The organism is Ruegeria sp. CDSC021 (assembly GCF_059610845.1).
In genome coordinates, this window is sequence record NZ_JBXWOK010000019.1 from 36991 (window position 1) to 60821 (window position 23831).

General features: G+C 57.2%; 27 protein-coding genes. 13 read left to right on the forward strand and 14 right to left on the reverse strand.

The window, feature by feature from the left end; all coding sequences use genetic code 11:
- Positions 1-122 precede the first annotated feature (122 nt).
- The 6 genes from AC2FGB_RS19470 to secG form a co-directional block, all read right to left on the reverse strand.
- Positions 123-845 carry a phosphate/phosphite/phosphonate ABC transporter substrate-binding protein gene (locus AC2FGB_RS19470; protein WP_496693322.1) on the reverse strand — a complete coding sequence of 241 codons (723 nt, stop codon included), beginning with the start codon at positions 843-845 and terminating at the stop codon, positions 123-125.
- 5 nt (positions 846-850) lie between these two features.
- Positions 851-1288 (reverse strand): tellurite resistance TerB family protein, encoded by a 438-nt coding sequence (locus tag AC2FGB_RS19475; protein ID WP_142634608.1) that lies wholly within the window; start codon positions 1286-1288, stop codon positions 851-853.
- Positions 1289-1308: 20 nt separating this feature from the next.
- Positions 1309-1758 carry a tellurite resistance TerB family protein gene (locus AC2FGB_RS19480; protein ID WP_142634606.1) on the reverse strand — a complete coding sequence of 150 codons (450 nt, stop codon included), beginning with the start codon at positions 1756-1758 and terminating at the stop codon, positions 1309-1311.
- 103 nt (positions 1759-1861) lie between these two features.
- Positions 1862-2626 (reverse strand): isocitrate lyase/PEP mutase family protein, encoded by a 765-nt coding sequence (locus tag AC2FGB_RS19485; protein WP_496693321.1) that lies wholly within the window; start codon positions 2624-2626, stop codon positions 1862-1864.
- A 102-nt stretch (positions 2627-2728) separates the two neighbouring features.
- On the reverse strand, positions 2729-4372 hold the full coding sequence (gene pyrG, locus AC2FGB_RS19490) for a CTP synthase (RefSeq protein WP_142634602.1): 1644 nt from the start codon (positions 4370-4372) through the stop codon (positions 2729-2731).
- Between the two features lie 161 nt (positions 4373-4533).
- Positions 4534-4899: a preprotein translocase subunit SecG gene (gene secG, locus AC2FGB_RS19495; protein ID WP_142634600.1), complete on the reverse strand. Its 366-nt coding sequence runs from the start codon at positions 4897-4899 to the stop codon at positions 4534-4536.
- A 151-nt stretch (positions 4900-5050) separates the two neighbouring features.
- Between secG and nthA the strand changes: the two genes are divergently transcribed.
- From nthA to AC2FGB_RS19520, 5 genes are all read left to right on the forward strand, one after another.
- Positions 5051-5665, forward strand: a complete 615-nt coding sequence (nthA, locus tag AC2FGB_RS19500; RefSeq protein ID WP_271946316.1) for a nitrile hydratase subunit alpha — start codon at positions 5051-5053, stop codon at positions 5663-5665.
- Entirely contained in the window at positions 5662-6342 is a 681-nt protein-coding gene (gene nthB / locus AC2FGB_RS19505) for a nitrile hydratase subunit beta (RefSeq protein WP_142634596.1), read from the forward strand. The genes nthA and nthB overlap by 4 nt, the downstream gene beginning before the upstream one ends.
- A complete protein-coding gene (locus AC2FGB_RS19510) occupies positions 6335-6670 on the forward strand; it encodes a nitrile hydratase accessory protein (RefSeq protein ID WP_496687481.1) in 336 nt (111 codons plus the stop codon). Before nthB ends, AC2FGB_RS19510 begins: the two co-directional genes overlap by 8 nt.
- A 216-nt stretch (positions 6671-6886) precedes the next feature.
- Positions 6887-8182, forward strand: coding sequence for an adenylosuccinate synthase (locus tag AC2FGB_RS19515; RefSeq protein ID WP_142634592.1), 1296 nt, complete (start codon positions 6887-6889; stop codon positions 8180-8182).
- A complete protein-coding gene (locus tag AC2FGB_RS19520; RefSeq protein WP_142634590.1) occupies positions 8182-8424 on the forward strand; it encodes a DUF2842 domain-containing protein in 243 nt (80 codons plus the stop codon). Before AC2FGB_RS19515 ends, AC2FGB_RS19520 begins: the two co-directional genes overlap by 1 nt.
- Positions 8425-8537: 113 nt before the next feature.
- Here the strand turns inward: AC2FGB_RS19520 and AC2FGB_RS19525 are convergent, their stop codons facing one another.
- The gene (locus AC2FGB_RS19525) at positions 8538-10133 is read right to left on the reverse strand and encodes a hypothetical protein (RefSeq protein WP_496693320.1); all 1596 of its coding nucleotides are present in this window, start codon (positions 10131-10133) and stop codon (positions 8538-8540) included.
- A gap of 134 nt (positions 10134-10267) precedes the next feature.
- Between AC2FGB_RS19525 and AC2FGB_RS19530 the strand changes: the two genes are divergently transcribed.
- Positions 10268-10963 carry a thiamine diphosphokinase gene (locus tag AC2FGB_RS19530; protein WP_496693319.1) on the forward strand — a complete coding sequence of 232 codons (696 nt, stop codon included), beginning with the start codon at positions 10268-10270 and terminating at the stop codon, positions 10961-10963.
- Here AC2FGB_RS19530 and AC2FGB_RS19535 read toward each other — a convergent pair.
- Genes AC2FGB_RS19535 through AC2FGB_RS19550 form a run of 4 tightly spaced genes read right to left on the reverse strand, consistent with a single transcriptional unit; the run spans position 10908 to position 14377 of the window.
- Positions 10908-11822, reverse strand: a complete 915-nt coding sequence (locus AC2FGB_RS19535) for a DMT family transporter (protein WP_496693318.1) — start codon at positions 11820-11822, stop codon at positions 10908-10910. The two genes, AC2FGB_RS19530 and AC2FGB_RS19535, sit on opposite strands and share 56 nt — an antisense overlap.
- Positions 11823-11864: 42 nt before the next feature.
- Positions 11865-12281 (reverse strand): GFA family protein, encoded by a 417-nt coding sequence (locus tag AC2FGB_RS19540; protein ID WP_496693317.1) that lies wholly within the window; start codon positions 12279-12281, stop codon positions 11865-11867.
- Between the two features lie 19 nt (positions 12282-12300).
- Positions 12301-13674 (reverse strand): L-serine ammonia-lyase, encoded by a 1374-nt coding sequence (locus AC2FGB_RS19545; protein WP_496693316.1) that lies wholly within the window; start codon positions 13672-13674, stop codon positions 12301-12303.
- 1 nt (position 13675) lies between these two features.
- Positions 13676-14377: a glutathione S-transferase family protein gene (locus AC2FGB_RS19550; protein ID WP_142634580.1), complete on the reverse strand. Its 702-nt coding sequence runs from the start codon at positions 14375-14377 to the stop codon at positions 13676-13678.
- A 167-nt stretch (positions 14378-14544) separates the two neighbouring features.
- Between AC2FGB_RS19550 and rpiA the strand changes: the two genes are divergently transcribed.
- From rpiA to AC2FGB_RS19585, 7 genes are all read left to right on the forward strand, one after another.
- Positions 14545-15333 (forward strand): ribose-5-phosphate isomerase RpiA, encoded by a 789-nt coding sequence (gene rpiA / locus AC2FGB_RS19555; protein ID WP_271946345.1) that lies wholly within the window; start codon positions 14545-14547, stop codon positions 15331-15333.
- Positions 15334-15336: 3 nt separating this feature from the next.
- Positions 15337-15873: a hypothetical protein gene (locus tag AC2FGB_RS19560; RefSeq protein WP_496693315.1), complete on the forward strand. Its 537-nt coding sequence runs from the start codon at positions 15337-15339 to the stop codon at positions 15871-15873.
- Positions 15874-15934: 61 nt separating this feature from the next.
- Positions 15935-17293 carry a glutathione-disulfide reductase gene (gene gor / locus AC2FGB_RS19565; RefSeq protein WP_496687502.1) on the forward strand — a complete coding sequence of 453 codons (1359 nt, stop codon included), beginning with the start codon at positions 15935-15937 and terminating at the stop codon, positions 17291-17293.
- A 72-nt stretch (positions 17294-17365) separates the two neighbouring features.
- Positions 17366-18508, forward strand: coding sequence for an FtsH protease activity modulator HflK (hflK, locus tag AC2FGB_RS19570; protein ID WP_142634572.1), 1143 nt, complete (start codon positions 17366-17368; stop codon positions 18506-18508).
- Entirely contained in the window at positions 18508-19404 is an 897-nt protein-coding gene (gene hflC, locus AC2FGB_RS19575) for a protease modulator HflC (protein WP_142634570.1), read from the forward strand. The genes hflK and hflC overlap by 1 nt, the downstream gene beginning before the upstream one ends.
- Entirely contained in the window at positions 19404-19598 is a 195-nt protein-coding gene (locus AC2FGB_RS19580; RefSeq protein WP_142634568.1) for a DUF2065 domain-containing protein, read from the forward strand. Before hflC ends, AC2FGB_RS19580 begins: the two co-directional genes overlap by 1 nt.
- Before the next feature lie 184 nt (positions 19599-19782).
- Complete coding sequence (locus AC2FGB_RS19585) at positions 19783-21219, forward strand: Do family serine endopeptidase (protein ID WP_246097166.1); 1437 nt, start codon at positions 19783-19785, stop codon at positions 21217-21219.
- A gap of 215 nt (positions 21220-21434) precedes the next feature.
- Here the strand turns inward: AC2FGB_RS19585 and AC2FGB_RS19590 are convergent, their stop codons facing one another.
- The 3 genes from AC2FGB_RS19590 to AC2FGB_RS19600 all read right to left on the reverse strand — a co-directional run bounded on the left by AC2FGB_RS19590 (position 21435) and on the right by AC2FGB_RS19600 (position 23771).
- Positions 21435-22103 (reverse strand): Crp/Fnr family transcriptional regulator, encoded by a 669-nt coding sequence (locus AC2FGB_RS19590; RefSeq protein ID WP_142634564.1) that lies wholly within the window; start codon positions 22101-22103, stop codon positions 21435-21437.
- 142 nt (positions 22104-22245) lie between these two features.
- Positions 22246-22851: an inner membrane-spanning protein YciB gene (locus AC2FGB_RS19595; RefSeq protein WP_142634562.1), complete on the reverse strand. Its 606-nt coding sequence runs from the start codon at positions 22849-22851 to the stop codon at positions 22246-22248.
- Positions 22852-22868: 17 nt separating this feature from the next.
- The gene (locus tag AC2FGB_RS19600) at positions 22869-23771 is read right to left on the reverse strand and encodes an EamA family transporter (RefSeq protein WP_271946361.1); all 903 of its coding nucleotides are present in this window, start codon (positions 23769-23771) and stop codon (positions 22869-22871) included.
- Positions 23772-23831 lie beyond the last annotated feature (60 nt).

Below are 23831 nucleotides of genomic sequence, written 5' to 3' on the forward strand. Positions count from 1 at the left end.
TGGTGCGGTACTAGGGCTTAAAAATCAGATCAATGCAATGCGCAAATGACAGAGTAAGCGGGTGATTCCGTCAATTTGACGAAGCGTTCTGGTCAATTTGATCATGAATTATCCATCGCAGTTTACAATTTCGACGGATTTGGGACGCGCAGATAATCTTTGGCAGGAATTGAGATCAGGTCATGCAGGTGCAGAAGGTTCCGATCTTGCGGTGACATGGTTAGAATCGCGTTGCGAGCAGCGCGTGCGATCTGAGCGGCGTCCTGATCCTTCGCTGTGATATAAGGTAGCGCGGGGGTTGGGGTTGTTTCGGCGACCTCACGCAGAGCTTCTGGAAGGTCGGAATGGGCCTTCAGTATCTCCCATGTCAGCGCATCCAGCGCGGCATAATCGGCACGGCCCTCGGAAATGGCTTGAGCAGACAGCGCATGACCACCGGATTGCAGAACCGACGATGGTGTTCGGTGGTATCGTTCAAGGTGAACCATTGGGGCGGCCCATCCGGATTGCGACAGCGGTTCATTATAGGCAAAAACACCATCGGCCAATTCATCAAGATCGCGGGGGTCGTGGCGGCGGGCTACAAAAACCGACCGGTAATGGCCAGGTGGGCAGCCAGGCAACGCGTAGTCCGGCGTTCCAACCAACTGCACCTTGCCATGCAGCCGGGTGCGATAGGGCATGCCGCAGGTCTGGGCAAAAACCAGATCCGGGTCCAACCAGACATCCCAGACATCCCGGTCTCGGTTTAGGTTTGCGGGGCCATAGCCAAGGTAATCCCGAATCGATGCCCAAAACCGATCATTCGCAGGGCGCAGCGCAGGCATGTCGTACATGCCCAGCATGGCTATCAAGATTTGGCAGCCTTTTGACGGGCCATTGCAGAGTCGACATCACTGATGCCCAGCAGGCTGACGACCAGTCGCAGTAAGGAATCCTCTTCACCCGTGCGGTGCCCATCCGCCAGAGCGACCGACCACAAGGCCTGAACGACTGCCAGGCGGTCGTCATAGGCAACGGCCTCTTTGATTGCGCGAGTGAACCGTACGGTGTCCGGTGCTTCGGCCTCGAGATCTTCGGCGCGGGCGCGCAGGCCGGCGGCTTCGAACGGGGATAGGTCATAGCGTTCAACCGAAATCCGGTCGATTCGCGCCATTTCACTGTCGGCATAGTCGTTGTCAGATCGGGCAACGCGCACCAGCAGGGCCGTCAAGGCCAGTCGAGCATCGTCATCGGTGAAAGGGGCGGGCTGAGGCTGGGTCAGTCGAGACAGAAAATCACTAAACATGAGACAGGTATAGAGAGGCCTTACGCCTCTTCCAAGCGTCTTTGCACACGCTTTCTGGCGGTCTTGCTGTCGTTAAAGCTCAGACCCATGGCGATGCGGGCTTCTTCGACGATTTTCATCTCGCCCTCATCTGTATTCCCGTCGGCCAGAACCACCTCCCAGAGGGCATCCAAAGCGGCCAAGCGCTCGTGCAGGTCCGTGGTTTCCCGGATCAGCTTACCGAACGTGTCCGTTTCCGGTGCGGCTGCGTGCAGTTTCTCGCAGGTGGCGCGGACCTTTGCGGCTTCGATCGCGTTATGTTGATAAAGTCGGGCGAGGATACGGTCGATCAGGCTGATCTCTTCCAGCTTATAATCCCTGTCCGCTTGTGCAACGCGCACCATAAGCGCCCCGAGTGCAAGTTCAGCGTCTGGGTCGGGCAGATTGTCGTGTTGTGGCGGGCGGAAAGCCTGAAAGAGTTTTTTCAACATGGTCAGAGATTATTCCATATTTGATAACCCGCCAAGCACGGACTATCGCGCAAGGCTCAGAATGATCAAAAGACCGCCTGCTACAGCCGGATAGCGCGCTGGGTCAGAGTACCTTTCGCGCTTCGTCTTGCAGCCAGGCCAGCATTTTCCGATAGGGTACAGGGCCATAGCTTATACGCGCGACTCCCAGCCCAGCCAAAGTGGCGGTGTCCGGTGTGCCGGGTAATGCTATGATATTTAGCGGCAGGTCGATTGACTTTACCAACCGGGCAATCATGGCCTGATCCCGTAGGCCGGGGGCAAAGAATCCGCTGGCCCCTGCATCTGAATAGGCTTGTGCTCGGACCATTGCCTCTTCCAGCATCGCATCATCATGGGTTTCGGGCTGCGCCTTCAGGAAAATGTCGGTCCGCGCGTTGATAAACGCAGGAACGCCAGCCGCATCGCAGCCTTCACGCATCGCGCTGACACGGGCGGCCTGAGTTTCAATATCGTACAAGTCTTTTGATCCGATGATCTGGTCTTCGAAGTTGAAGCCGACAACGCCGGATTCAAGGGCCAGCCTGATATTGGCAGAGATACCCTGAGCATCAGCCGCATACGCACCTTCGAAATCCAGAGTAACCGGTAGATCAACGGATTCGACAATCCGGCGAGCATTGTCCAGCGCGACCTGCATCGGGATGTTTTGGCCGTCGCTGAACCCTTGTGCCATCGCAACAGGAGCGCTTCCAGTGGCAATGGCTTGGGCGCCAGCGTCGCGCACGGCACCGGCACTGCCAGCATCCCAGATATTGTACAGGATAACCGGTTCGCCCTTTTTGTGCAGAGCCGCGAATGTCAGTGCTTTGGTGATCTGATCGGTCATGGCCGGTCTCCTATCTCTGAGTTGCGGACAGTTAACCGTGCAAAGGGTCAGCGCGTACAGTCTTTTCGCGCTGACCGATACAATCTGCTTTCGTGCCTGGTGTCAGACCAGACGCGAGGTATCCTTGGCAGCGCGCACAAAGTCGCGGAACAAAGGATGCGGGTCGAACGGCTTGGATTTCAGCTCGGGGTGGTACTGGACCCCAATGAACCACGGATGATCCGACCACTCGACGATTTCTGGCAACCGCCCGTCGGGAGACATGCCTGAGAAATTGAGACCAGCTTTTTCCAGTTTGTCGCGGTATTTGATGTCCACTTCATAGCGGTGGCGGTGGCGCTCCTCGATGGCGGTGCCGCCATAGACTTCGGCCACTTTTGACCCTTCGGCCAGAACCGCGTCATAGGCGCCCAGGCGCATGGTGCCGCCCTTGTCATCACCGACTTTGCGTTCGACCTTGTGATTGCCCTGCACCCATTCTTTCAGGTGATAGACCACCGGTTCAAACCGCTTTTTACCGGATTCATGGTCGAATTCCTCGGACCCGGCCTCTTTGATGCCAGCGGCATTTCGCGCGGCCTCAATTACGGCCATCTGCATGCCCAGGCAGATGCCCAGATAGGGCACCTTATGTTCGCGGGCATATTGCGCAGCCTTGATTTTGCCTTCGGTACCGCGCTCACCGAATCCGCCGGGCACGAGGATCGCGTGGAAGCCTTCCAGATGCGGGGCGGCCTCTTCGGTATCGAATACCTCGGCATCGACCCATTCGACCTTGACGCGGACACGGTTGGCCATCCCGCCATGGGTCAGCGCCTCGGCTATCGACTTATAGGCGTCTTCCAACTGGGTGTACTTACCGACGATGGCGACCTTCACTTCGCCCTCGGCATTGTGGATGCGATCACTGACGTCTTCCCATTTGGTCAGATCAGGCTTGGGGGCAGGGCTGATCTGGAAGGCATCCAGAACCGCCTGATCCAGTCCCTCGCGGTGATAGGCAAGCGGAGCATCGTAGATGGTGCTGAGGTCCTGCGCAGCAATCACGCTATCGGGGCGGACGTTACAGAACAAAGCCAGTTTTTCACGTTCCTTGGTCGGGATCGGGCCTTCGGACCGGCAGACCAGAATGTCGGGGGCGAGACCGATCGAACGCAGCTCTTTTACCGAGTGCTGGGTCGGCTTGGTTTTCAATTCGCCCGAGGCTTTGATGTAGGGCAGCAGGGTTAAGTGCATGAACAGGCATTGGCCGCGTGGTTTGTCCTGGCTGAACTGGCGGATGGCCTCAAAGAAGGGCAGGCCTTCGATATCGCCCACGGTGCCGCCGATCTCGCACAGCATGAAATCGACTTCATCCTCACCAATGGCGATGAAATCCTTGATCTCATTGGTGACGTGCGGGATCACCTGAATGGTTTTGCCCAGGTAATCGCCGCGGCGTTCTTTTTCCAGCACGTTGGAATAAATCCGCCCGGAGCTGACCGAGTCGGTTTTGCGCGCGGCGACGCCGGTAAAACGTTCGTAATGGCCAAGGTCCAGATCGGTTTCTGCCCCGTCATCTGTAACGAACACTTCGCCATGCTCAAAAGGCGACATGGTGCCCGGATCGACATTCAGATAGGGGTCCAGCTTGCGCAGACGCACCGAATACCCTCGGGCCTGCAACAGCGCGCCCAAAGCCGCCGAAGCCAATCCTTTGCCCAAGGATGAAACCACACCACCAGTGATGAAAATAAAACGCGCCATGTTTTTCGGCTGCTCCCCGTGAGACGTCAATATCAGCTGCCCGGCGGTTCAAGAAAAACCGCTGCATCACGGGACTTCACGTATAAAGGATTCGCGCCAATAGCGCAAGAGAACCGCAAGATGCTGTTGCAGTTCTCTTTTCGGTTTCTAGGTTTTGTGTGTCAGTTGGCCTGCGGGATCAAAGGCGCGTTGTCACCCTGTGCCGGAGGCAACAGGTCATCCGCCGACGGAATTGCCGGTGTGCTTTCTTCGGTCGCGGCCGGTGCCTGTGTCCCAATCCGGTCGAGCACAGAGCTGCCCGAGGATTTTTGTGCCGCCAGAATGGTCAGCGTGATCGAAGTGACGATAAAGCACGCGGCTAAAATCCAGGTCACCTTGCCCAATGCTGTTGCAGCCGACCGGCCAGCCATGGCACCGCCTCCGCCGCCACCCATGCCAAGGCCGCCGCCTTCGGACCGCTGCATCAGGACGACGGCGATCAGGCCCAAAGCCAGAAGAAGATGGATAATGAGAACGACGTTTTCCATGGTGGTCCTGTACAGCGTGGCGTGTATCGCGAGGTACTTATGCAAGTTTGGTTCCGGGGGCAAGTCACGAGTTACCATCACGCCAAGTGATCTTCGGGATCACAGCAAAGAGACTGGACAGGCAAGGGGGTGGTAAAGCAGGCTGCGGCCTATGCCACATGACAATCCCGACCATCCGCACGCCTTATTGCCGCCTGAACCCGCACTTCGCGTCAAGGCGCTGGAAACGATTCTGACCCGCAAGGGGCTGATCGACCCGGCGGCTTTGGATGAGATCATCGACACTTACCAAAACAAGATTGGCCCGCAGAACGGTGCCCGGGTTGTTGCCAAAGCCTGGACTGACCCGGCCTTTAAGGCCGCACTGCTTAAGGATGCAACGCCCGAGGTGACAAAGCTTGGTTTTTACGGTCGGCAAGGTGAACATATCGTTGTTGTCGAAAATTCCCCTGATCTCCACAACATGGTCGTTTGCACGCTGTGCAGTTGCTACCCATGGCCTTTGTTGGGGATTCCACCGGGGTGGTATAAATCGGATGCCTATCGTGCGCGGGCCGTGCGTGAGCCGCGTAAAATTTTGTCAGAGTTCGGAGTTTCTCTGGCGGATAAAACAGCCGTGCGGGTTTGGGATTCAACGGCCGAGATACGCTATCTTGTTCTACCCATGCGCCCCGATGGCACCGATGGGATGACCGAAGACGACCTGACCGCGCTTGTGACCCGTGACAGTATGATCGGAACCGGCCTGCCAAAGGTGCCGTCATGACCCGCGTTCACGACATGGGAGGACGGTTCGGCGACGGTCCGGTGATCCCCGAATCCCAAGATGCAGTGATTTTCCCAGAAGAATGGCACGGGCGCGCATTGGCACTGACATTGGCTGCCGGGTTTCTGGGACAATGGAATATCGACATCTCGCGCCATGCACGCGAACGACTGTCGCCCAAAGACTATGCACGATTCTCTTACTACGAAAAATGGGTGTCAGCACTTGCAGATCTGTTGGTAGAGCAGGGGGTCCTGACTTTGGAAGACCTTTTGGGCCAAGGAACGGATGCTTCACATCCTTTGGCTTCCCGCGCGCTGACAGTCGGGGCGGTTGAGGGCGTACTGTCCAAAGGCGGTCCGGCTGATCGACCCTCGAATATCGCGGTGCAGTTTGATCCCGGCCAAAAGGTGCGTACAGTACGACCGGCTGCCAACCGCCTGAAAAACGGTGGTCATACCAGGTTGCCATCTTACGCTTCTGGCGCTTGCGGTCGGATATTACGCCTGCATGGGACGCATGTTTTGCCGGATTCCAATGCTCATGGTCTGGGAGAGGCACCTGAACCATTATATGCGGTTGCATTCCCAGCCTCTGAGCTTTGGGCCGATCCCGAGAACCGAAATGACGAGGTCATATTAGATCTGTGGCAAAGCTATCTGGTGCCCGATGAGTGAGTGTAACGCACAGCCATTACCCGAGCTGGCATTCGCAGAGCCCTGGCATGCACAGGTCTTTGCGGTCACGGTCGCGTTGAATGAAGCGGGACGATTCGAATGGTCGGAATGGGCCGATCGGTTTTCGAAGATGCTAAAAAGCCATGGTCTGAGCAAAGAGCTGAATGGTGGCAACGACTATTTCCATGCCTGGCTGGAAACACTCGAGGCCTTTTTAGCCGAAATGGGTGACGCGAACCCAAGTGATGTCGCTGCAGTCTCGTTGGATTGGGAGAAAGCCTATCTGACGACTCCACATGGTGAACCCGTTCATTTGTCGAATGGCTAGAAAGGGGGCGCTGCCCCCGCCGCGGCAAGCCGCGACTCCCCCGAGGTATTTTGAGCCAGATGAAGCAAGGGATCCTCTCTTCATCTGGCCAAAAATACCTCCGCCGGAGGCACCACGCACAGCGTGGTTATGATCTGCGGCGAATTATCGGTTTCCCTGTCGCTGACACATCGCTATACGAGCCGGGTTTGATATCTCAGCGCAAAAGGACCAGATATGGCCAATGTGGTTGTTGTCGGCGCCCAGTGGGGTGACGAAGGAAAAGGCAAGATCGTCGATTGGCTCAGTGAACGGGCCGATGTGATCGCGCGTTTTCAAGGCGGGCATAATGCCGGTCATACGTTGGTAATCGACGGTGCCGTCTATAAGTTGCACGCTCTGCCATCCGGTGTGGTACGTGGCGGCAAGCTGAGTGTCATCGGCAATGGCGTTGTTCTGGACCCCTGGCACCTGCTGAAAGAGATCGCAACGATCCAGGCGCAGGGAGTCGAGATATCGCCCGAAACGCTGATGATCGCAGAGAACACCCCGCTGATCCTGCCCATCCACGGTGAACTGGATCGCGCGCGCGAAGAGGCGGCAAGCAAAGGAACCAAGATCGGCACCACCGGTCGTGGAATCGGCCCCGCATATGAAGATAAGGTTGGGCGGCGTTCTGTGCGGGTCGCTGACCTGGCTGACGAGGCGACCCTTGAGGCCCGCGTAGATCGCGCGTTGCAGCACCATGACCCGCTGCGCAAGGGATTGGGGATCGAACCCGTGGACCGCGATGCACTGATTGCTCAGCTGAGGGAAATTGCGTCCGAGATTCTGCCTTTCGCCGCACCCGTTTGGAAAGTGCTGAACGAAAAGCGCAAGGCTGGTAAGCGTATTCTGTTTGAAGGCGCGCAGGGTGCCCTTCTGGACATCGACTTTGGAACCTATCCGTTTGTGACCTCGTCCAACGTGATCGCCGGTCAGGCGGCGACCGGTGTCGGCATCGGGCCCGGCTCGATTGATTTTGTCCTTGGCATCGTAAAGGCTTACACGACCCGTGTGGGTGAGGGGCCGTTTCCGACCGAATTGGATGATGCGGATGGCCAGCGTCTGGGTGAGCGTGGGCACGAGTTTGGTACGACCACCGGGCGCAAGCGTCGTTGCGGCTGGTTTGATGCCTGTCTGGTGCGCCAAACCTGTGCCACTAGCGGCGTAAACGGTATTTCGCTGACCAAGCTGGACGTGCTGGATGGATTCGAGACGCTGAAAATCTGTGTTGCCTATGACCTTGACGGTAAGCGTCTGGATTATCTTCCCACTGCAGCCGATCAGCAGGCACGATGTACTCCGATCTACGAAGAGGTGCCTGGTTGGAGCGAATCCACGGAAGGCGCGCGCAGTTGGGCGGACTTACCTGCAAATGCCATCAAATATGTGCGTCGGGTCGAAGAGTTGATCGAATGTCCGGTTGCATTGCTGTCCACTAGCCCAGAGCGGGATGACACCATTTTGGTGACAGACCCGTTTGCTGACTGATGGCCGGCGAACAGAAAAATGGCCTGAGCTATAAAGCGCGTCGTCGTTGGTCGATGGTGCTGCTGCTGATTGGCCTGCCGGCTTATATCGTTGCAGTGGTGACGGTGATAAACTGGTTGGACCGGCCACCAATTTGGTTGGAACTTCTGGTATATGTAGCGCTCGGCATTTTGTGGGCTCTGCCTTTCAAATTCATCTTCAAAGGTGTCGGAAAAGAAGATCCAAACGGATCCTCTGACTAAGCGGCCTATTCCGGGCTCATCCTGCGGCGGGTTCATACGCCTGCCCACAAAAGATCGCCCAATGAAAAAGGGCCGGAGTTGGTCTCCGGCCCTTCTTTCTTTTCGGTTTGAATTCAGCCTGCGGCGCGTTCATCTCCGTCAGGGCGGAACCCGATCTCGTCCGAAGCCGCAAACCGACCTCCGCCGGCTTTCTCAATCTTGCCATCGCGCAGCAGTTGCCCGAATGAGCGCAGGCTTTCCTCGCGATTAAAATCGTCCTGCTTGAGAGAACGGATCTTGTTCATCAGTTGCGGGCGCGAGAATTGTTCCTGGCCTTCGATGAACGACAGATAAGATGCTGCAGCTTCCAGCAGGTCCGGCAGAGATTGTGCGCCCTGTTCCTGCGCATAGTGCGCAAAGCCGCTTTCCTCGATCGGAAGACCCAGCGGTTTGGATTTTACACGGCGCGGAGAAATCGGCCCCATTTCATCCTCGTCTTTATTGTCGATGCGCTGTTCAGCAACCAGCTTGAGGGGAGCGGCAGGCTCTGCCTTGGGACGGGCAGTTGTAACATTGCTTTCGGGGCGGCGCGGGCTGATCTGCTGAGCCTGATTACGGTTCAGCGCATCTGCGCGATCAGCATTGGTTGCGGCCACTGCATTGCGCAGACGAGAATATGTCTCGCGCTGAGTGGCAGTCGCGGGATCGTCCATCTGTTCGACCGCCTTTTCCATCAGGCGAGAAACGTCCTCGTCCAGGTTCGGTTCCTCAGGCAGAGGCTCGGATGCACGGGCGGACAACACGGCTTCGACGCTGGCGATTTCGTCAAGCAGAGTTTCCTCGTCTTCTTCGGTCAAATAGCCGGCAACCTCTTCAGGTTCGTCTGCGTCCGCCGAAATGTCTTCTGTCAGGATATTGTCGATTTCGTCGCTCTCGGCTTCGTCCGTCTCGGCACTCAGATCCGAAATCAAAACCTCTTCTGCATCGACAGTGGTCACATCGTCGGCGATGGGTGCGACATCAATTTCTGGCACGGTGGGGGTCTCTTGGGCCGGGCCTTCGATCTCTGCCTCTTCCGCGACGGGTGAGGGCATGTCCATCTGAGGTTCGGGCTCAAATTCCTGAGCCGCTTCAACCTCAGCATCGGCCGCGGGGGATTCGGCCAGATCTGTGGGGGTCAGAGTTCCGGCCTGAAAGGCAGCCGATACGGCATCAGTTGGGCCGGTTTCGGATTTCATCAGGGGGGAATCTTCATCCTCGGCGTAGATCACCGAGTTTTCTTCGCTATGAGAGACTACCGCCCGGATCCGTTGCAGCTTTGCGGCGATACTATCAGCGGCGGGTTCGGGTCGACCCTCAACCGGCTCGGCCTCTGCGATGGGCGCGGACTGTGAGGGGGCAGCGGTATAGGCCGGAGCACTCGGGGTACTGGGCGGGGTCATGGGCGCGGTAGAAAGGGACGGTGAAGCGGCACGGTCTTGCGCCCGCAGAAGCAATCCGTTTTCGCTCTGGCTGGCTTCGACTTTACGCGTCGCATCTCGCTGAGCAATGCGGGTCAGCATTTCGGCGTCTGGTTGCGGAGGTTCGGACCCAAAATACCTGTCATCCGCTGCAAGGTCGCGGAAGTATTCGGCAATCGACTTCATCGTTTCAAAAGAATCGTCAAATCCTTCCAAAGTGCACGAGAAGGTTCCGTAGGAAACTGTCAAAACCTTGTTATTCTGTACCATCAGACGTACGTCCTCTACAAACTACACGAGCCATCAGCCCGGTCGTGGGCAGAGCTATTGGCTCAGAACTTTGTCCATGAACCTATCATTTTGTGGTCTCAATGTGTCAAAACCCGGAAAAAATGATCAATCTCATGAAAAAGACGCGAATTGTACGTTCGAAAGAGTCAATCACGCTGGTTGGAAGCGGTCAAATTGGCCCTGAAGATTTGGATTTGGCGTTGATTCGCACAAAGTTGGCCGTCGCCGCGGATGGTGGGGCGGCAAGTTTGTTGGAAATTGGGCGCATTCCAGACGCTGTTATCGGTGATTTTGATTCGCTTGATTCGGATCACAAAGATCAGATTCCGCTGGATCGACTGTTTCCAATTAGCGAACAAAACAGCACGGATTTCGACAAGGCCCTGCGCAGTGTCGAGGCGCCGTTGGTGATTGGGGTCGGTTTTCTCGGGGGGCGTCTGGATCACCAGTTAGCAGCACTCAATGTCTTGGTTCGCAGGCAAGATCAGCCCTGTATTCTGATTGGCGAAAGTGAGATTATCTTTCACGCACCCCCCCAAATCTCGGTTTCGATGGCGCCTCGAGATGTCGTCTCATTGTTTCCATTACAGCGTGTATCAGGGCAAAGCCGCGGCCTTGAATGGCCAATCGACGGTTTGGTGATGGAGCCGAACGGCGCTGTCGGAACGTCCAACCGCGCATTGGGCTCGGTTGAATTGCGTATGGATGGGCCGGGCCTTTTGGTAATGTTTCCCAGGGCGATGCTGGATCAGGTCATGCAGGCGCTTCTGTCGGTGCCGTCCGGGCGCTGGCCCGCTCACGCAGAATGACATAGAGGCCGGCAGCGATGGTGATGCAGATGCCCAAAGCGGCGACACCGTCGGGCAGGTCGTGAAAGATCAGCCAGCCAAACACCGTGGCGACCGGGATTTCGAGATACTGCATCGGGGCCAATGTTGCAGAGGGTGCATATCGCAGCGACCAGGTCATGAACAGATGTGCGACCGTGCCGAGAAGCCCGATTGCAAGCAAAAGCCAGATATCGCCCAAATTCGGAGCAATCAGGGACAGCTCCCAGATTCCGGCGGGTGTTCCCACCAACAGGGCAGGCAGTAGGATGACAGAAGCTATGACGCCCGACACGGCCTGAAGCGCAATGGGATCTGTAGCTTTTGCAATTTGCCGGGTCACGAGCATGAACAGGGCAAACACCACCGCGACGACAAGTGGAAGCAAAGCCGCATATCCGACCTCGGCAAAGCTGGGTTGAATGACAAGCAATGTACCACCAAAGCCCACAAGGCACGCAATCAGGCGTCGTTTGCCGACTTCTTCCTTTAGTACCAGTTTGCCAAGAAGCAACATGATAAACGGCATAACAAAGGCGATGGCCACAGCGTCGGCCAGCGGCAGGTATTGCAGGGCAGAGAACATCGCGGCGATGCCGACGATGTGCAGCAGGGTTCTTATGACAGCCAGCCGAAATATATGCCCCTGCATGCGCCAGGGCCTGCCAGTCCAGGCGACCAGCGGAACCAACAACATGGCTTGAATGGCAAACCGGACAAAGACCAGCATTCCAAGCGGCACGGTTTCACCCAGTAATTTGGCGACCGCGTCCCCCAACGGTGCGAGCGCACAAAAGCCAAGCATCAGCACGATGCCAAAAACGGGACGATCCTGTGTCATGCAGCGACGCTAGCGCTTTGGCTGAACAGGGGAAAGCGAAAGCTAGGTTTCAGGCAAAGGCTGCATCTTGGTGTAGTCCGGGCCGATGCAGATCGGCAGCCCGTCATCCATTTGCAACCAGTCCAGCTTTTCCTCATGCGCGACATGCAGTGTTGGCTGCAACTGGTTGGGGTCCTTCAGAAGGGCCACGTAGAGGTGCATTATGCCGGACATGGACGCAGACCGGAATGAGATCGGCGAGCCGCAATCAGGACAAAAGCTGCGTTCTACGCCGGGTGAGGATGCGAATGTCTTTGGTGCCTGGCCGGTCCAGGTCAACTGTCCGTCGCGGACCCCGAAATAAGCTGTCATCGGGGCCGCGCATTGTCTGCGGCAACTGTCGCAGTGGCAGATCACACAGGACAGAACGGGCGAGTCCACCCGAAATGAAACCTTACCGCAAAGACAATGGCCTTCCATTTCGCTTCCCCGCGTTGCCTCAGCAATTCGGCACGTTCACCGCCAAACCGCCCAATGACGTTTCCTTGTATTTTTCATGCATGTCATGCCCTGTCTGACGCATGGTTTCGATGACGGCGTCCAGTGGTACGAAATGGTGACCATCTCCACGCAGGGCCAAGGAGGCCGCTGATACCGCCTTGATCGCACCCAGCCCGTTGCGTTCGATACAGGGTACTTGAACCAGCCCGGCGACAGGATCACAGGTCATGCCCAGATGATGCTCGAGAGCGATCTCGGCGGCATTTTCCACTTGTTCCGGCGTGCCGCCCATAACCGCGCACAGCCCGGCTGCAGCCATGGCCGCGGCACTGCCGACTTCGGCCTGACACCCGGCTTCGGCGCCCGAGATCGAGGCGTTGTATTTGACCAGCCCGCCAATAGCGGCCGCAGTCAGCATGAAATCTTCAATGTGGTTCTCTGAAGCACCGGGTACATGGTCCAGATAATAGCGCATTACCGCTGGAAGAACCCCGGCCGCGCCATTGGTGGGGGCGGTCACCACCTGACCGCCAGCTGCGTTTTCTTCGTTCACGGCCATGGCGTAAACGCTCATCCAGTCGTTGATCGTGTGGGGGGCGTTCAGATTCATGCCACGTTCGGCCATCAACGCGTCATAGATGCCTTTGGCGCGACGACGCACGTTCAAACCGCCTGGCAGAATGCCGTCGGTGGTCAGACCGCGCTCGATACAGTCGTTCATGACCTGCCATAGGCGCGCGGTGCCTTTGGCAAAACTGTCTGCACAGCCGCGCGCGATCTCGTTGGCGCGCTTCATCTCGGCGATGCTTTTGCCGCTGGTTTTGGCCATGTCCAACATCTCGACCGCCGATTTGAAAGGAAAGGGCACCGGTGCGCCTTCATCTGTTGCCTTGCCCTGGGCCAGTTCTTCCTCGGTCAGAACAAAGCCGCCACCGATCGAGTAATAGACCTGCCGCAGGATCACGTCGCCCTGTGCGTCCGTGGCCATCAGGACCATACCGTTAGCATGGCCCGGCAGATTGTTTTCATAGTCGAAAACCAAATCGGCCTTGGGATCGAACTGCAGCGTGGGCAATCCTTCGGGGGTCACGCTATGGGTCTCACTTATGCCAGCCAGTGCGGCCTCGGCCCGTTCGTGATCATATGTGTCGGGCACAAATCCGGCCAGGCCCAGGATCGTGGCGCGATCGGTTGCGTGGCCGACACCGGTAAAGGCCAGCGACCCGTGCAGCGACCCGCGCAGCCCTGAAAAATCGAACGGAGAGGCGCGCATCATGTCCAGAAACCGCGCGGCAGCAACCATTGGTCCCATCGTATGGGACGAGGACGGGCCAATGCCCACTTTGAACATATCGAAGACAGACAGAAACATATCAGGTAGCAAAGCCTTCCGGTGGGTTAGCATAGGTTGGTGAGGTAAAGGGTGTAACCCCTAAACCCTCGGCCGCGATTGCGGCACGTGTGGCGGGGCGCGTCTCCAACTGCATCAGCATTCGCTGCAGATGCGGCGTGTCAGCGATCTGAAACCAGCTGCGATCAGCCTTCGCAGGATAGAGCGCCATCCAGCGCATCTGACAGGCCAGATAATAACTCAGGACCGATGGTATGTCCGGGCTCAGCCAGGAAGGCGCGCTTTTCGCAACATCGTCAAGCAGGCGCAAGTGCTGGCGCAAACGAGGGCGGATACCGGCGCGCAAAGGATTGACCTGCGCTGCGTCTATATATTTTTCGGCATAAAACAGAATACGCAGATCAGCGTGCAGCGTATTGGAGGCAAAGAACAGCCACTTCAGAAACGCGGCGCGGTTGCTGTCCATGGGGGTAGGGGCCAGCCGGCCATGCGTATCCGCCAGCCACAACAAGATAGCAGCGGTTTCGAAGATCGGCCCCTGTGGTGTTTCCAATACCGGGATCAGCCCATTGGGGTTCAGCGCGCGATATTCCGGGCTGTCCTGTGCGCTTTGGCGGCGGTCTACCAGAACGGTTTCATAGGGCAGGCACATCTCTTCCAGCGCCAGCCGGATGACCAGCGAAGCATTGTCCGGGGCATAGTGCAGGCGGTAAGGCGTGTTCATGCGAACTATGTATACCTCACGTATGTTTTCAACAGACCTGATTGCGACGTTTCCCATAGGAAACGCGTAGTTTCGCGACATGTTGGTCTACCGATCCGGACAATTCTCTCTCGCAGTTGTCGTAGGCATTCCGTATAAGTTCCGCAGCAAATTAGGGGGATGCTGAAATGGCCGGTGATCTGTCGCCCATCGACACTGCAAAATACGTCGCAGCACGCCGTGCGGCTGACATGGTGCAGAATGGGATGCGAGTCGGCCTGGGAACCGGATCGACCGCTGCATGGATGGTGCGTCGGCTGGGGGAACGGGTCAGAGAAGAAGGTCTGGCGATCAAGGGTGTTCCGACATCGACCCGGACGGCCCAACTGGCCCGTGAACTGGGCATTGAGGTTGTTTCCCTGGATCAGGCGGGATGGCTGGACATCACCATCGACGGTGCGGACGAATTCGACAGAGAGCTTAATCTGATCAAGGGCGGCGGCGGCGCGCACCTGCAGGAAAAGATCGTAGCCACGGCCAGCGACCAGATGGTGGTCATCGCCGATGCCGGCAAAGAGGTCGAGACTCTGGGTGCCTTCCCATTGCCGGTCGAGGTGATCCCCTTTGGCTGGCAGACCACACGCACCCTGATCGAAGAGGTGCTGGATACCATGGATGTTCTCGGTACCCGCTCGGCGCTTCGCATGAACGGAGAAGCGCCGTTTGTCACGGATGAAGGCAATCACGTGCTGGACCTGCATTTGCAACGGATCGGAAACCCAAGGCAGATGGCGCTGGTGCTGAACCAGGTACCCGGCGTGGTCGAGAACGGGTTGTTCATCGACATTTGCGACAAGGTCGTGATCGGTTATGGAGATGGCCGGGTCGAACTGCGCGACATCAACGAGGGAACGGTGGAACTGGACGAGTTGTTTGATGGCGGCAAAGACAACCTGTTCACGGATTTGGCGGATTAAGGAATGAGCACCTCTCCGGTTGCTGAATACCGCGAAACCGAAGCAGATTTGGCTGCGCGAGCCAGGACGCTAAAACGCAACCTGATCAAGATCGGGATTGCGGCTGTGGTGGCGGCGTGGGGTTTTGTTTCCGCAGGGTGGACAGGTGGCACGCTTTTCACATTGGTGCTCGTTGTCCTTACTTCCGTCGTGTTGTTCATGAACTATCTAGTCTCACTCAATATGCCGTCGCCTGTGGCCCTAGTGGACTCTGGTGGATTGAAGCTACGCACGCGTAGAGGAATGATCCAAGACATTGTTTGGCCTGATGTACGCTACATTGATGCGTTGGACGAAACCGAGCAAAAACGACGCCCTATTTTTTTTGTTAGCTTCAACAAGTCAGATGGCGGGCATGAGTGTTTACCCCTTCCGTTGCAATCCATGCCGAAACCCATATCTGAGTGTTTCGTAGAGACGATTGAGCATTATCGACCAAATCTGTATGCGTCCTGGCAAGATCAACTGTCCCAGTGGTCCAGTCTGGGCCGTCATGAGTGACCGGGTACATCATTGATGATGGCTCGATAGCGTTGTCAGAAAACTGAAAGAGGCACTGTAAATGAGCTTTGACTATGATCTTTTCGTCATCGGAGGCGGCTCGGGCGGGGTCCGGGCGGCGCGTGTGGCGGCTGGCGAAAACGGGGCCAAAGTGGCGTTGGCGGAAGAGGATCGCTATGGCGGGACCTGCGTGATCCGCGGATGTGTCCCTAAGAAGCTGATGGTATTTGCCAGCGAATTCTCTGGCATGGTCGAAGATGCGCAGGCCTATGGCTGGGACGTCAAACCCGGTGCATTTGACTGGGATTTCTTTCGCGGCAAACTCCATGTCGAGCTGGACCGGCTGGAAGGCATCTATCGCAACATCCTGAAAAACAACGGCGTCGAAAGCTTTGATCAGCGTGCACATGTGGTGGACGCACATACGGTTGAGCTGGCCGATGGCACCCGCATGACGGCCAAGCATATTCTGGTCGCCACAGGCGGACGCCCTGTTGTGCCCGAGTTTCCGGGCTCGGATCTGGCGATCACCTCGAACGAGATTTTCCATCTGGAAAAACTGCCCGAAAGCATCCTGATCGTTGGTGGCGGTTATATCGCCAGCGAGTTTGCAGGAATCATGAACGGCATGGGCGTGAAAACCACCCAGTTCTACCGCGGTGCGCAAATCCTTCGGGGTTTTGACGAAGAAGCGCGCGGTCTTATCAGCGAAGAGATGTGCCAGAACGGGATTGATCTGCATCTGGGCACCAATGTGCTTGAGATGGCCAAAGACGGTGACAAGATTCGCGTAAAGGCCACCAATGGCACTGAACAGCTGTTTGACGTGGTCATGTATGCCACGGGTCGCGCGCCCAATTCCGACAATCTGGGGCTTGAGGCGATCGGCGTTGAACGCGGCCGCAAGGGTGAGATCATCGTGGATGATTACAGCCAGACAGGCGTGCCCTCGATCTATGCGATTGGCGACGTGACGGATCGGGTAAACCTGACTCCGGTTGCGATCCGCGAGGGGATGGCTTTTGTCGAAACCGTATTCAAAGGCAACCCGACACCTGTGGATCACGACCTGATTCCAACTGCGATTTTCACGCAGCCGGAATTCGGCACGGTCGGGTTGAGTGAAGAAGACGCTGCAGCCCAAGAGCCGGTCGAGATCTATGCAACCTCGTTCAAGCCGATGCAAAAGGCATTCGCAGGTGGCACGCAGCGGGTTTTGATGAAACTGATCGTCTCTCAGGCCACGCGTAAGGTACTGGGCTGTCACATTGTGGCACCGGGCGCCGGCGAGATGATTCAACTGGCTGGCATTGCCGTCAAAATGGGTGCAACCAAGGAAGATTTCGACCGCACCGTTGCAGTTCATCCGGTCATGGCGGAAGAACTGGTAACAATGCGTCATCCTGTGCGTACGGCTTGATTTGCAACCGCGCGCACACAAGTTACAAGGGAACCCGTGATCACACGGTTCAACACAAGGGAATAGATAAAAATGGCGGGCAACAGCGGCGGCCCCTGGGGGGGCGGAGGCTCTTCTGGCGGCGGAGGAAATCGGGGTGACAACGGGGACGGGCGCAAGCCTCCCGAAAATGAAGGCCCGCAGATTCCCGAGATCGACGAGCTGATGAAAAAAGGCCAGGAACAGCTGCGCGTCCTGATGGGCGGCGGCGGTGGTCGTGGCACCAATGGTTCGGGCAGTGGCGGCGGTGGTGGTCCCATCTTTACCAAAGGGACCGTTGCCATTGGGTTGGTGGTGGGTGCAGTCCTTTGGGGGGCGGCCAGCTTTTATACGGTAAAGCCGGAAGAACAGTCAGTAGAGCTGTTTTTGGGTGAATTTTCAAACGTTGGAAATCCCGGTCTGAACTTTGCGCCTTGGCCATTTGTAACTGCCGAGGTCATTCCTGTGACCCGCGAGCAGAACGAAGACATGGGCGGAGCCCGTGGTAGCGATGATGGCTTGATGCTGACCGGCGACGAAAATGTTGTCGATATCGACTATCAGGTGGTCTGGAACATCAATGACCCGGCCAAGTATCTGTTCAATTTGCGCGACCCGCGCCAGACGATCCGCGCCGTGTCGGAATCGGCCATGCGCGAGATCATTGCACAAAGCGAGCTGGCACCGATCCTGAACCGAGATCGGGGTGTGATTGCTGATCGCTTGCAGGAATTGATTCAGTCGACGATGGACAGCTATGATTCCGGCGTGAACATTGTGCGTGTCAACTTTGACAAAGCCGACCCGCCACAGGACGTAATCGCGGCCTTCCGCGATGTTCAGGCCGCCGCACAAGAACGTGACCGTCTGCAGAACGTCGCCGACGCCTATGCCAATAAGGTACTGGCCGAGGCACGTGGTGAAGCCGCGCAAGTTGTGGAAGAGGCCGAAGGATATCGCGCCCAGCAGATCAACAGCGCACAAGGTGAAGCCAGCCGCTTTAGCGCGGTTCTGGAAGAATACTCCAAAGCGCCGGATGTAACGCGCAAACGTTTGTATCTGGAGCGGATGGAGCAGATTCTGGGTGATGTCGACAAGATCATACTGGACGAAAACTCGGCCGGTCAGGGACAGGGCATTGTGCCGTATCTGCCGCTGAACGAACTGCGCCGCAATCAATCCGGGGAGAGCAACTGATGCGTAAGTCACCCATTATCCTCATCCTTGTGGTGATCCTTGGCGTCGCTGGGCTGTCTTCGATCTTTATCGTTGATGAACGCGAGCGTGCGCTGGTTCTGCAATTCGGCCGTGTGGTCGCGGTGAAAGAAGATCCCGGTCTGGCGTTCAAAATTCCACTTATTCAGGAAGTTGTCCGTTATGACGACCGTATCCTGTCCATCGACGTTCAACCGCTTGAAGTGACGCCGTTGGATGATCGGCGTCTGGTCGTCGATGCCTTCGCCCGCTACCGGATTTCCGATCTGAACCAGTTCCGCCAGGCGGTTGGTGTCGGTGGTATCCCGGTTGCCGAGGATCGTCTGGACCGCATCTTGCGCGCTGAAACCCGCGAAGTTCTGGGTTCAGTTTCGTCTCGTGACATCCTGAGCTCGGACCGGGCTGCGCTGATGCTGCGTATCCGCAATAGTGCGATTGCCGAGGCACGTGCGCTGGGTGTGACCGTCATTGACGTGCGCCTGAAAGCGACCGATCTGCCGCAGGCCAACCTCGAAGCGACGTTTGACCGGATGAAGGCCGAGCGGGAGCGCGAAGCAACGGACGAACGTGCCCGAGGTAATGAGGCGGCACAACGCGTACGTGCCCAGGCCGACAGGACCGTTGTCGAACTGGTGTCGGATGCGCGGCGTGAGGCTGAGATCATTCGCGGTGAGGCTGACGCCGAACGCAATGCGATCTTTGCCGAAGCTTACGGTGCGGACCCGGAATTCTTTGAATTCTATCGTTCGCTGACCGCCTATCAGAATGCATTGCAGGGCGGTAACAGCTCGATGGTATTGAGCCCGGATTCCGAGTTCTTCAACTATCTCAAATCACCCACCGGCCGGGGCCAATCGGCGGGGCAGGCGTCTGAATAATGGGTATGATCCTTCTGGCCTTTGGGCTGGTGTTGATTGTCGAGGGGCTGGCCTATGCGCTGGCCCCTTCGCTTATTGAACGTATGCTAGAGGCGCTGCGGTCGATGCCAGAGCAGGCACGTCGACTTGCAGGATTGTTATGTATGGTGGGAGGTCTCGTGTTGCTATGGGGTGCATATCAGGTCGGGTTTTGAACAACGGCTACACTTCATGGTGATTTCCCCGCGATCCTCAGTTGCGGGCAAGGACAAACCAGCTACATTGGATATCAAGAAGGGCCGCCGGCGGGCGATCCAGATAGTGTTGACGACAAGGAGTTCCCACGTGCAGTCACAAGCGCGCATTATATCCGTCCGGCGGGACGACGTTGTTGGTTTCATGCGGTTGATGTGGCTGGCCTTTGCCGGGATGCTGCTTGTATTGGCGCAGTCAGTGGCCGCCCAGGCGCGGGGCGAAAGCCTGGCTCCGCTGGCCGATAAGATCAGCCCAGCGGTGGTCAACATCACCACTTCGACACTGATCGAGGGACAGACCGGCCCGCAGGGGATCGTTCCCGAAGGCTCTCCGTTCGAAGATTTCTTTCGCGAGTTTCAAGACCGTAACGGGGATGAAGATAACCGCCCCCGCCGCAGCAATTCGCTGGGCTCGGGGTTTGTGATATCCGAGGATGGTTTCATCGTTACTAACAACCACGTTATTGCCGAGGCTGATGAGATACTGGTCGAATTCTTCCCGGGCGACGGTCAACCGAAGAAAGAACTGCCTGCGAAAGTGATCGGTACAGATGAAAAAACCGATATCGCGCTTTTGAAGGTCGAAGCCACCGGGCCGCTGAAATATGTCAAGTTCGGCGATAGTGACATTGCGCGCGTTGGCGACTGGGTGATTGCGATGGGCAACCCGCTGGGGCAAGGGTTTTCGGTTTCGGCGGGGATCGTCTCGGCGCGGAACCGCGCGCTCAGCGGATCTTATGACGACTATATCCAGACCGATGCTGCGATTAACCGGGGGAACTCGGGCGGGCCGCTGTTCAATATGGATGGCGAGGTGATCGGCGTGAATACGGCGATCCTGTCGCCGAATGGCGGTTCGATCGGGATTGGCTTCTCGATGGCCTCGAATGTGGTGGTCAAGGTTGTCGACCAACTGCGCGAGTTCGGCGAGACCCGCCGCGGTTGGCTGGGTGTCCGCATTCAGGACGTGACCGAGGATATGGCCGAGGCGATGGGCCTGGACAAGCCGGGTGGCGCACTGATCAGCGATGTACCCGAGGGCCCGGCCAAAGAGGCAGGCCTGTTGGCGGGCGATGTGATCCTCAGCTTTGATGGTGTCGAGGTCGATGACACCCGTGGATTGGTACGTCAGGTTGGTGAGACAACGGTTGGCAAGTCGGTCCGTGTGGTGGTGCATCGGGATGGCAGCACGCAGACAGTGCTTGTGACTCTGGGCCGCCGCGAAGATGCCGAGCGGGCCGAAAGCGAAGAGGGTGAGGCAGAAGAAGCCCCGGTTGAGGAAAATGCCGATATTCTGGGGCTGACGATATCGCCCGTGACTGAAGCCCTGCGTGCTGATCTGGGGCTGGAGCCGGATACCGAGGGGCTGGTTGTGACCGAAGTGGACGAGGCGTCAGAAGCCTATGCCAAGGGTTTGCGCGCCGGTGATCTGATCACCGAGGCTGGCCAGCAGAAGGTCACTGCGATTTCTGATCTCGAGGACCGAATGGAAGAAGCCCGCACGGCCGGGCGGAAGTCACTGCTGCTTTTGGTGCGGCGCGGTGGAGATCCACGCTTTGTCGCGCTGAGCCTTGAAGAGTGATCTCTTAGGTTGAACAAACAGAAAGGCCAGGGCACCTGCTCTGGCCTTTTTTCTGTGCTGAAAAAAGATGAGCCACACGCCGGGGAAGGCGTATGGCTCTGGTACAGGGAGAGGTCAGTGGACAGATATCGGGGATGATTCTCTGACCTCCTACGGTAACAGTTCCTAACGTAATCTTAATGCGATCCGTCGTATGTGAAGCAGGTCACAACAGGTCAAATGAGGTCGGAATCCGCCAGTTCCCGCAGCGCCTCAAAATCATGGATCATCAGGCCGCCCCGCGAAGCTTCGACAACCTTGTCGCGTTTCCAGGTTGAAATTGTCTTTGAGACAGCTTCGCGCGTGGCACCAACGAATTCGGCCAGCTCGCTTTGGGACAGGGTAATGCGAGTGGTTGGATCGTCTTGAAGGTTGGACAGATGCAGCAGTTTGCGCGCAAGCCGGATAGGCATCGGCAAAAAGACCTGTTCATTCAGTTGCGACCCCATCCACCGCATGCGCAAACCGGCCAGTCGGATCATATCCACCGCAAGGTCAGGATGTTGGCGGATCTGGTTCATGACGTCGGACCTACGCACACGCAGCACCCGAGAGGCCTCGGCCGCGGCCACGGTTGCGGTGCGGGGGCCATTGTCGAACAAGCCGATTTCACCAAAGACCTCGCCAGGCTTCATCAATGTCAACGAGAGTTTTCGACCGCTCATCGCCAAGAAGGACACCTCTAGCGTGCCGGCAAGAATGGCATAGAGGGCATCCCCTTCATCCCCTTGTTCGAAAAGGATATCACCAGGTTCGAGAGAAATCTCTGTCGCCTGTGCCGAGAGCATTGATCTCAGCCGGTCTGAAGCTTCGGATAGAAAGCCACTATTTGGGAAAGCCGTCATTTGGTGTGGTGCTCCGGCGGGAAAAGGTGAGTGGTGACACAACTTTTCATAGCCCAAGCGTTTAGCCAAGGATTTTGTTAGGTTTTATGGCCTCCCGCGCTTCACGGAAAAGTCATCCGAAGGGCGGTTGAGGATTTAGCCGTCATTGATGATCGGGATCATCCATATAGCTTTGCAACAGGCTGAACTGCAGCATCAGGAACGCCATCAGGGCAATGGGAAATCCGAAGGTTTCAATCTTGACCCACAGGTCAGTCGACATCGTGCGCCACACGAATTCATTTGCGACGGCCAGAACAGCAAAACACGCACACAGACGACGGGTCAGGATCATCCAGCCTTCGTGTTTCATGGGCAGCATCTCGTCCAGAACATAGGCAAGATAGGATTTCTTTTGCAGCAGCCCGATCCCCAGGATCAGAGCAAACAGGCCATAAACAAGCGTGGTTTTCATCTTGAAGAACCGCTCGTCATTGAACCAGGCGGTCAGGCCGCCGAAGAAAATGACCATGAAAGCTGTAAATATCTGCATCCGGCTTAGCTTGCCGGTCAGGTACCACAAGATGCCCATTGCCCCCAGCATCAGCGGCACAAAAATGATCGTGGCAATGATAAAGCCGGAATACTCGATGCCGCCGATCATAAAGCTGTCATCGCGCAAGCGCAGGTAGATGAAGAAAAAGGCCAGCGGAGGACCCAGTTCCAGCACCTGTTTCAGAAATGGATTTATGTCGGTCTTGCCTGTCATGTCTTTTGTCCTGCTGCTTACCCGCCCATTTCAACTATTACGGCGCCGAGTGCAATCAATGCCATCAGCGCGATCCGCCTTGGGCCGACGGTTTCTTTCAGAACCAGCCAGCCGATCAGGGCGGCAAAGACGGTGGAGGTTTCCCGCAGAACGGCGGCTTCGCCGACCTTGTCCAACCGCGTGGCCAGCATGATGGCCCCGAAAGATAGGGGGGCGATGATCCCGCCGGCGATGCCGCGCAGCGCCAAGGGTCCCAAGGCCGGGCGATGGGCCATCACGCGCCAGCGAAAGAACGCATAGATCGGCATGGCGGCCCCGTCGATCATGAAAAACCAGGCCAGAAAGGTGAACGGATCGGCCGTCGCACGAATGCCATAGGCGTCATAGGTGGTATATAACGCCACAAACAGGCCGGTTGCGAGGGCCAAGGCTAGGGCGATCCCAAGCGTTTCGCGGTTGGTTTCAAGAAACCGCAGATTATAGGCCGCCAGCCCGAATATCCCCGCTAGCAAGACCGCGACGCCAAACCATTGGGTGGCAGAGAAGGTCTCGCCAAACAAAAGATAGGCGCCGAAAACGGTGAACAGCGGCCCGGTGCCGCGCACAACAGGATAGACCACTGTATAAGAGCCTTTGGTATAGGCCATTGCCTGCAGTATCTTGTAAGCGATGTGGATCAGCCAGACGGTGGCGAAGATTGGCCACATATAGGGTTCGGGCCAGGGCACTAAAAAAAACGCGAAAGGTGCAGCCAGAAGACAGTAGCTGGCGTCTATGGCCCCGCGAGACAGCCACGGGTCGTGACGGCCCTTTTGTAATGCTCCGAACACCGCGTGCAAGAAGGCGGCCATCAGCGCGAGCCCAAGGGCAAGGTCATGGCCCTTGGGCGTGCCTTCCAGAGAGATGAGCCAGTCGCTCAAGACATCGACCTTTCGCGGGTGGAGAGGGTGGGGGGCTGTCTGCCCCCCACACCCCCCGAA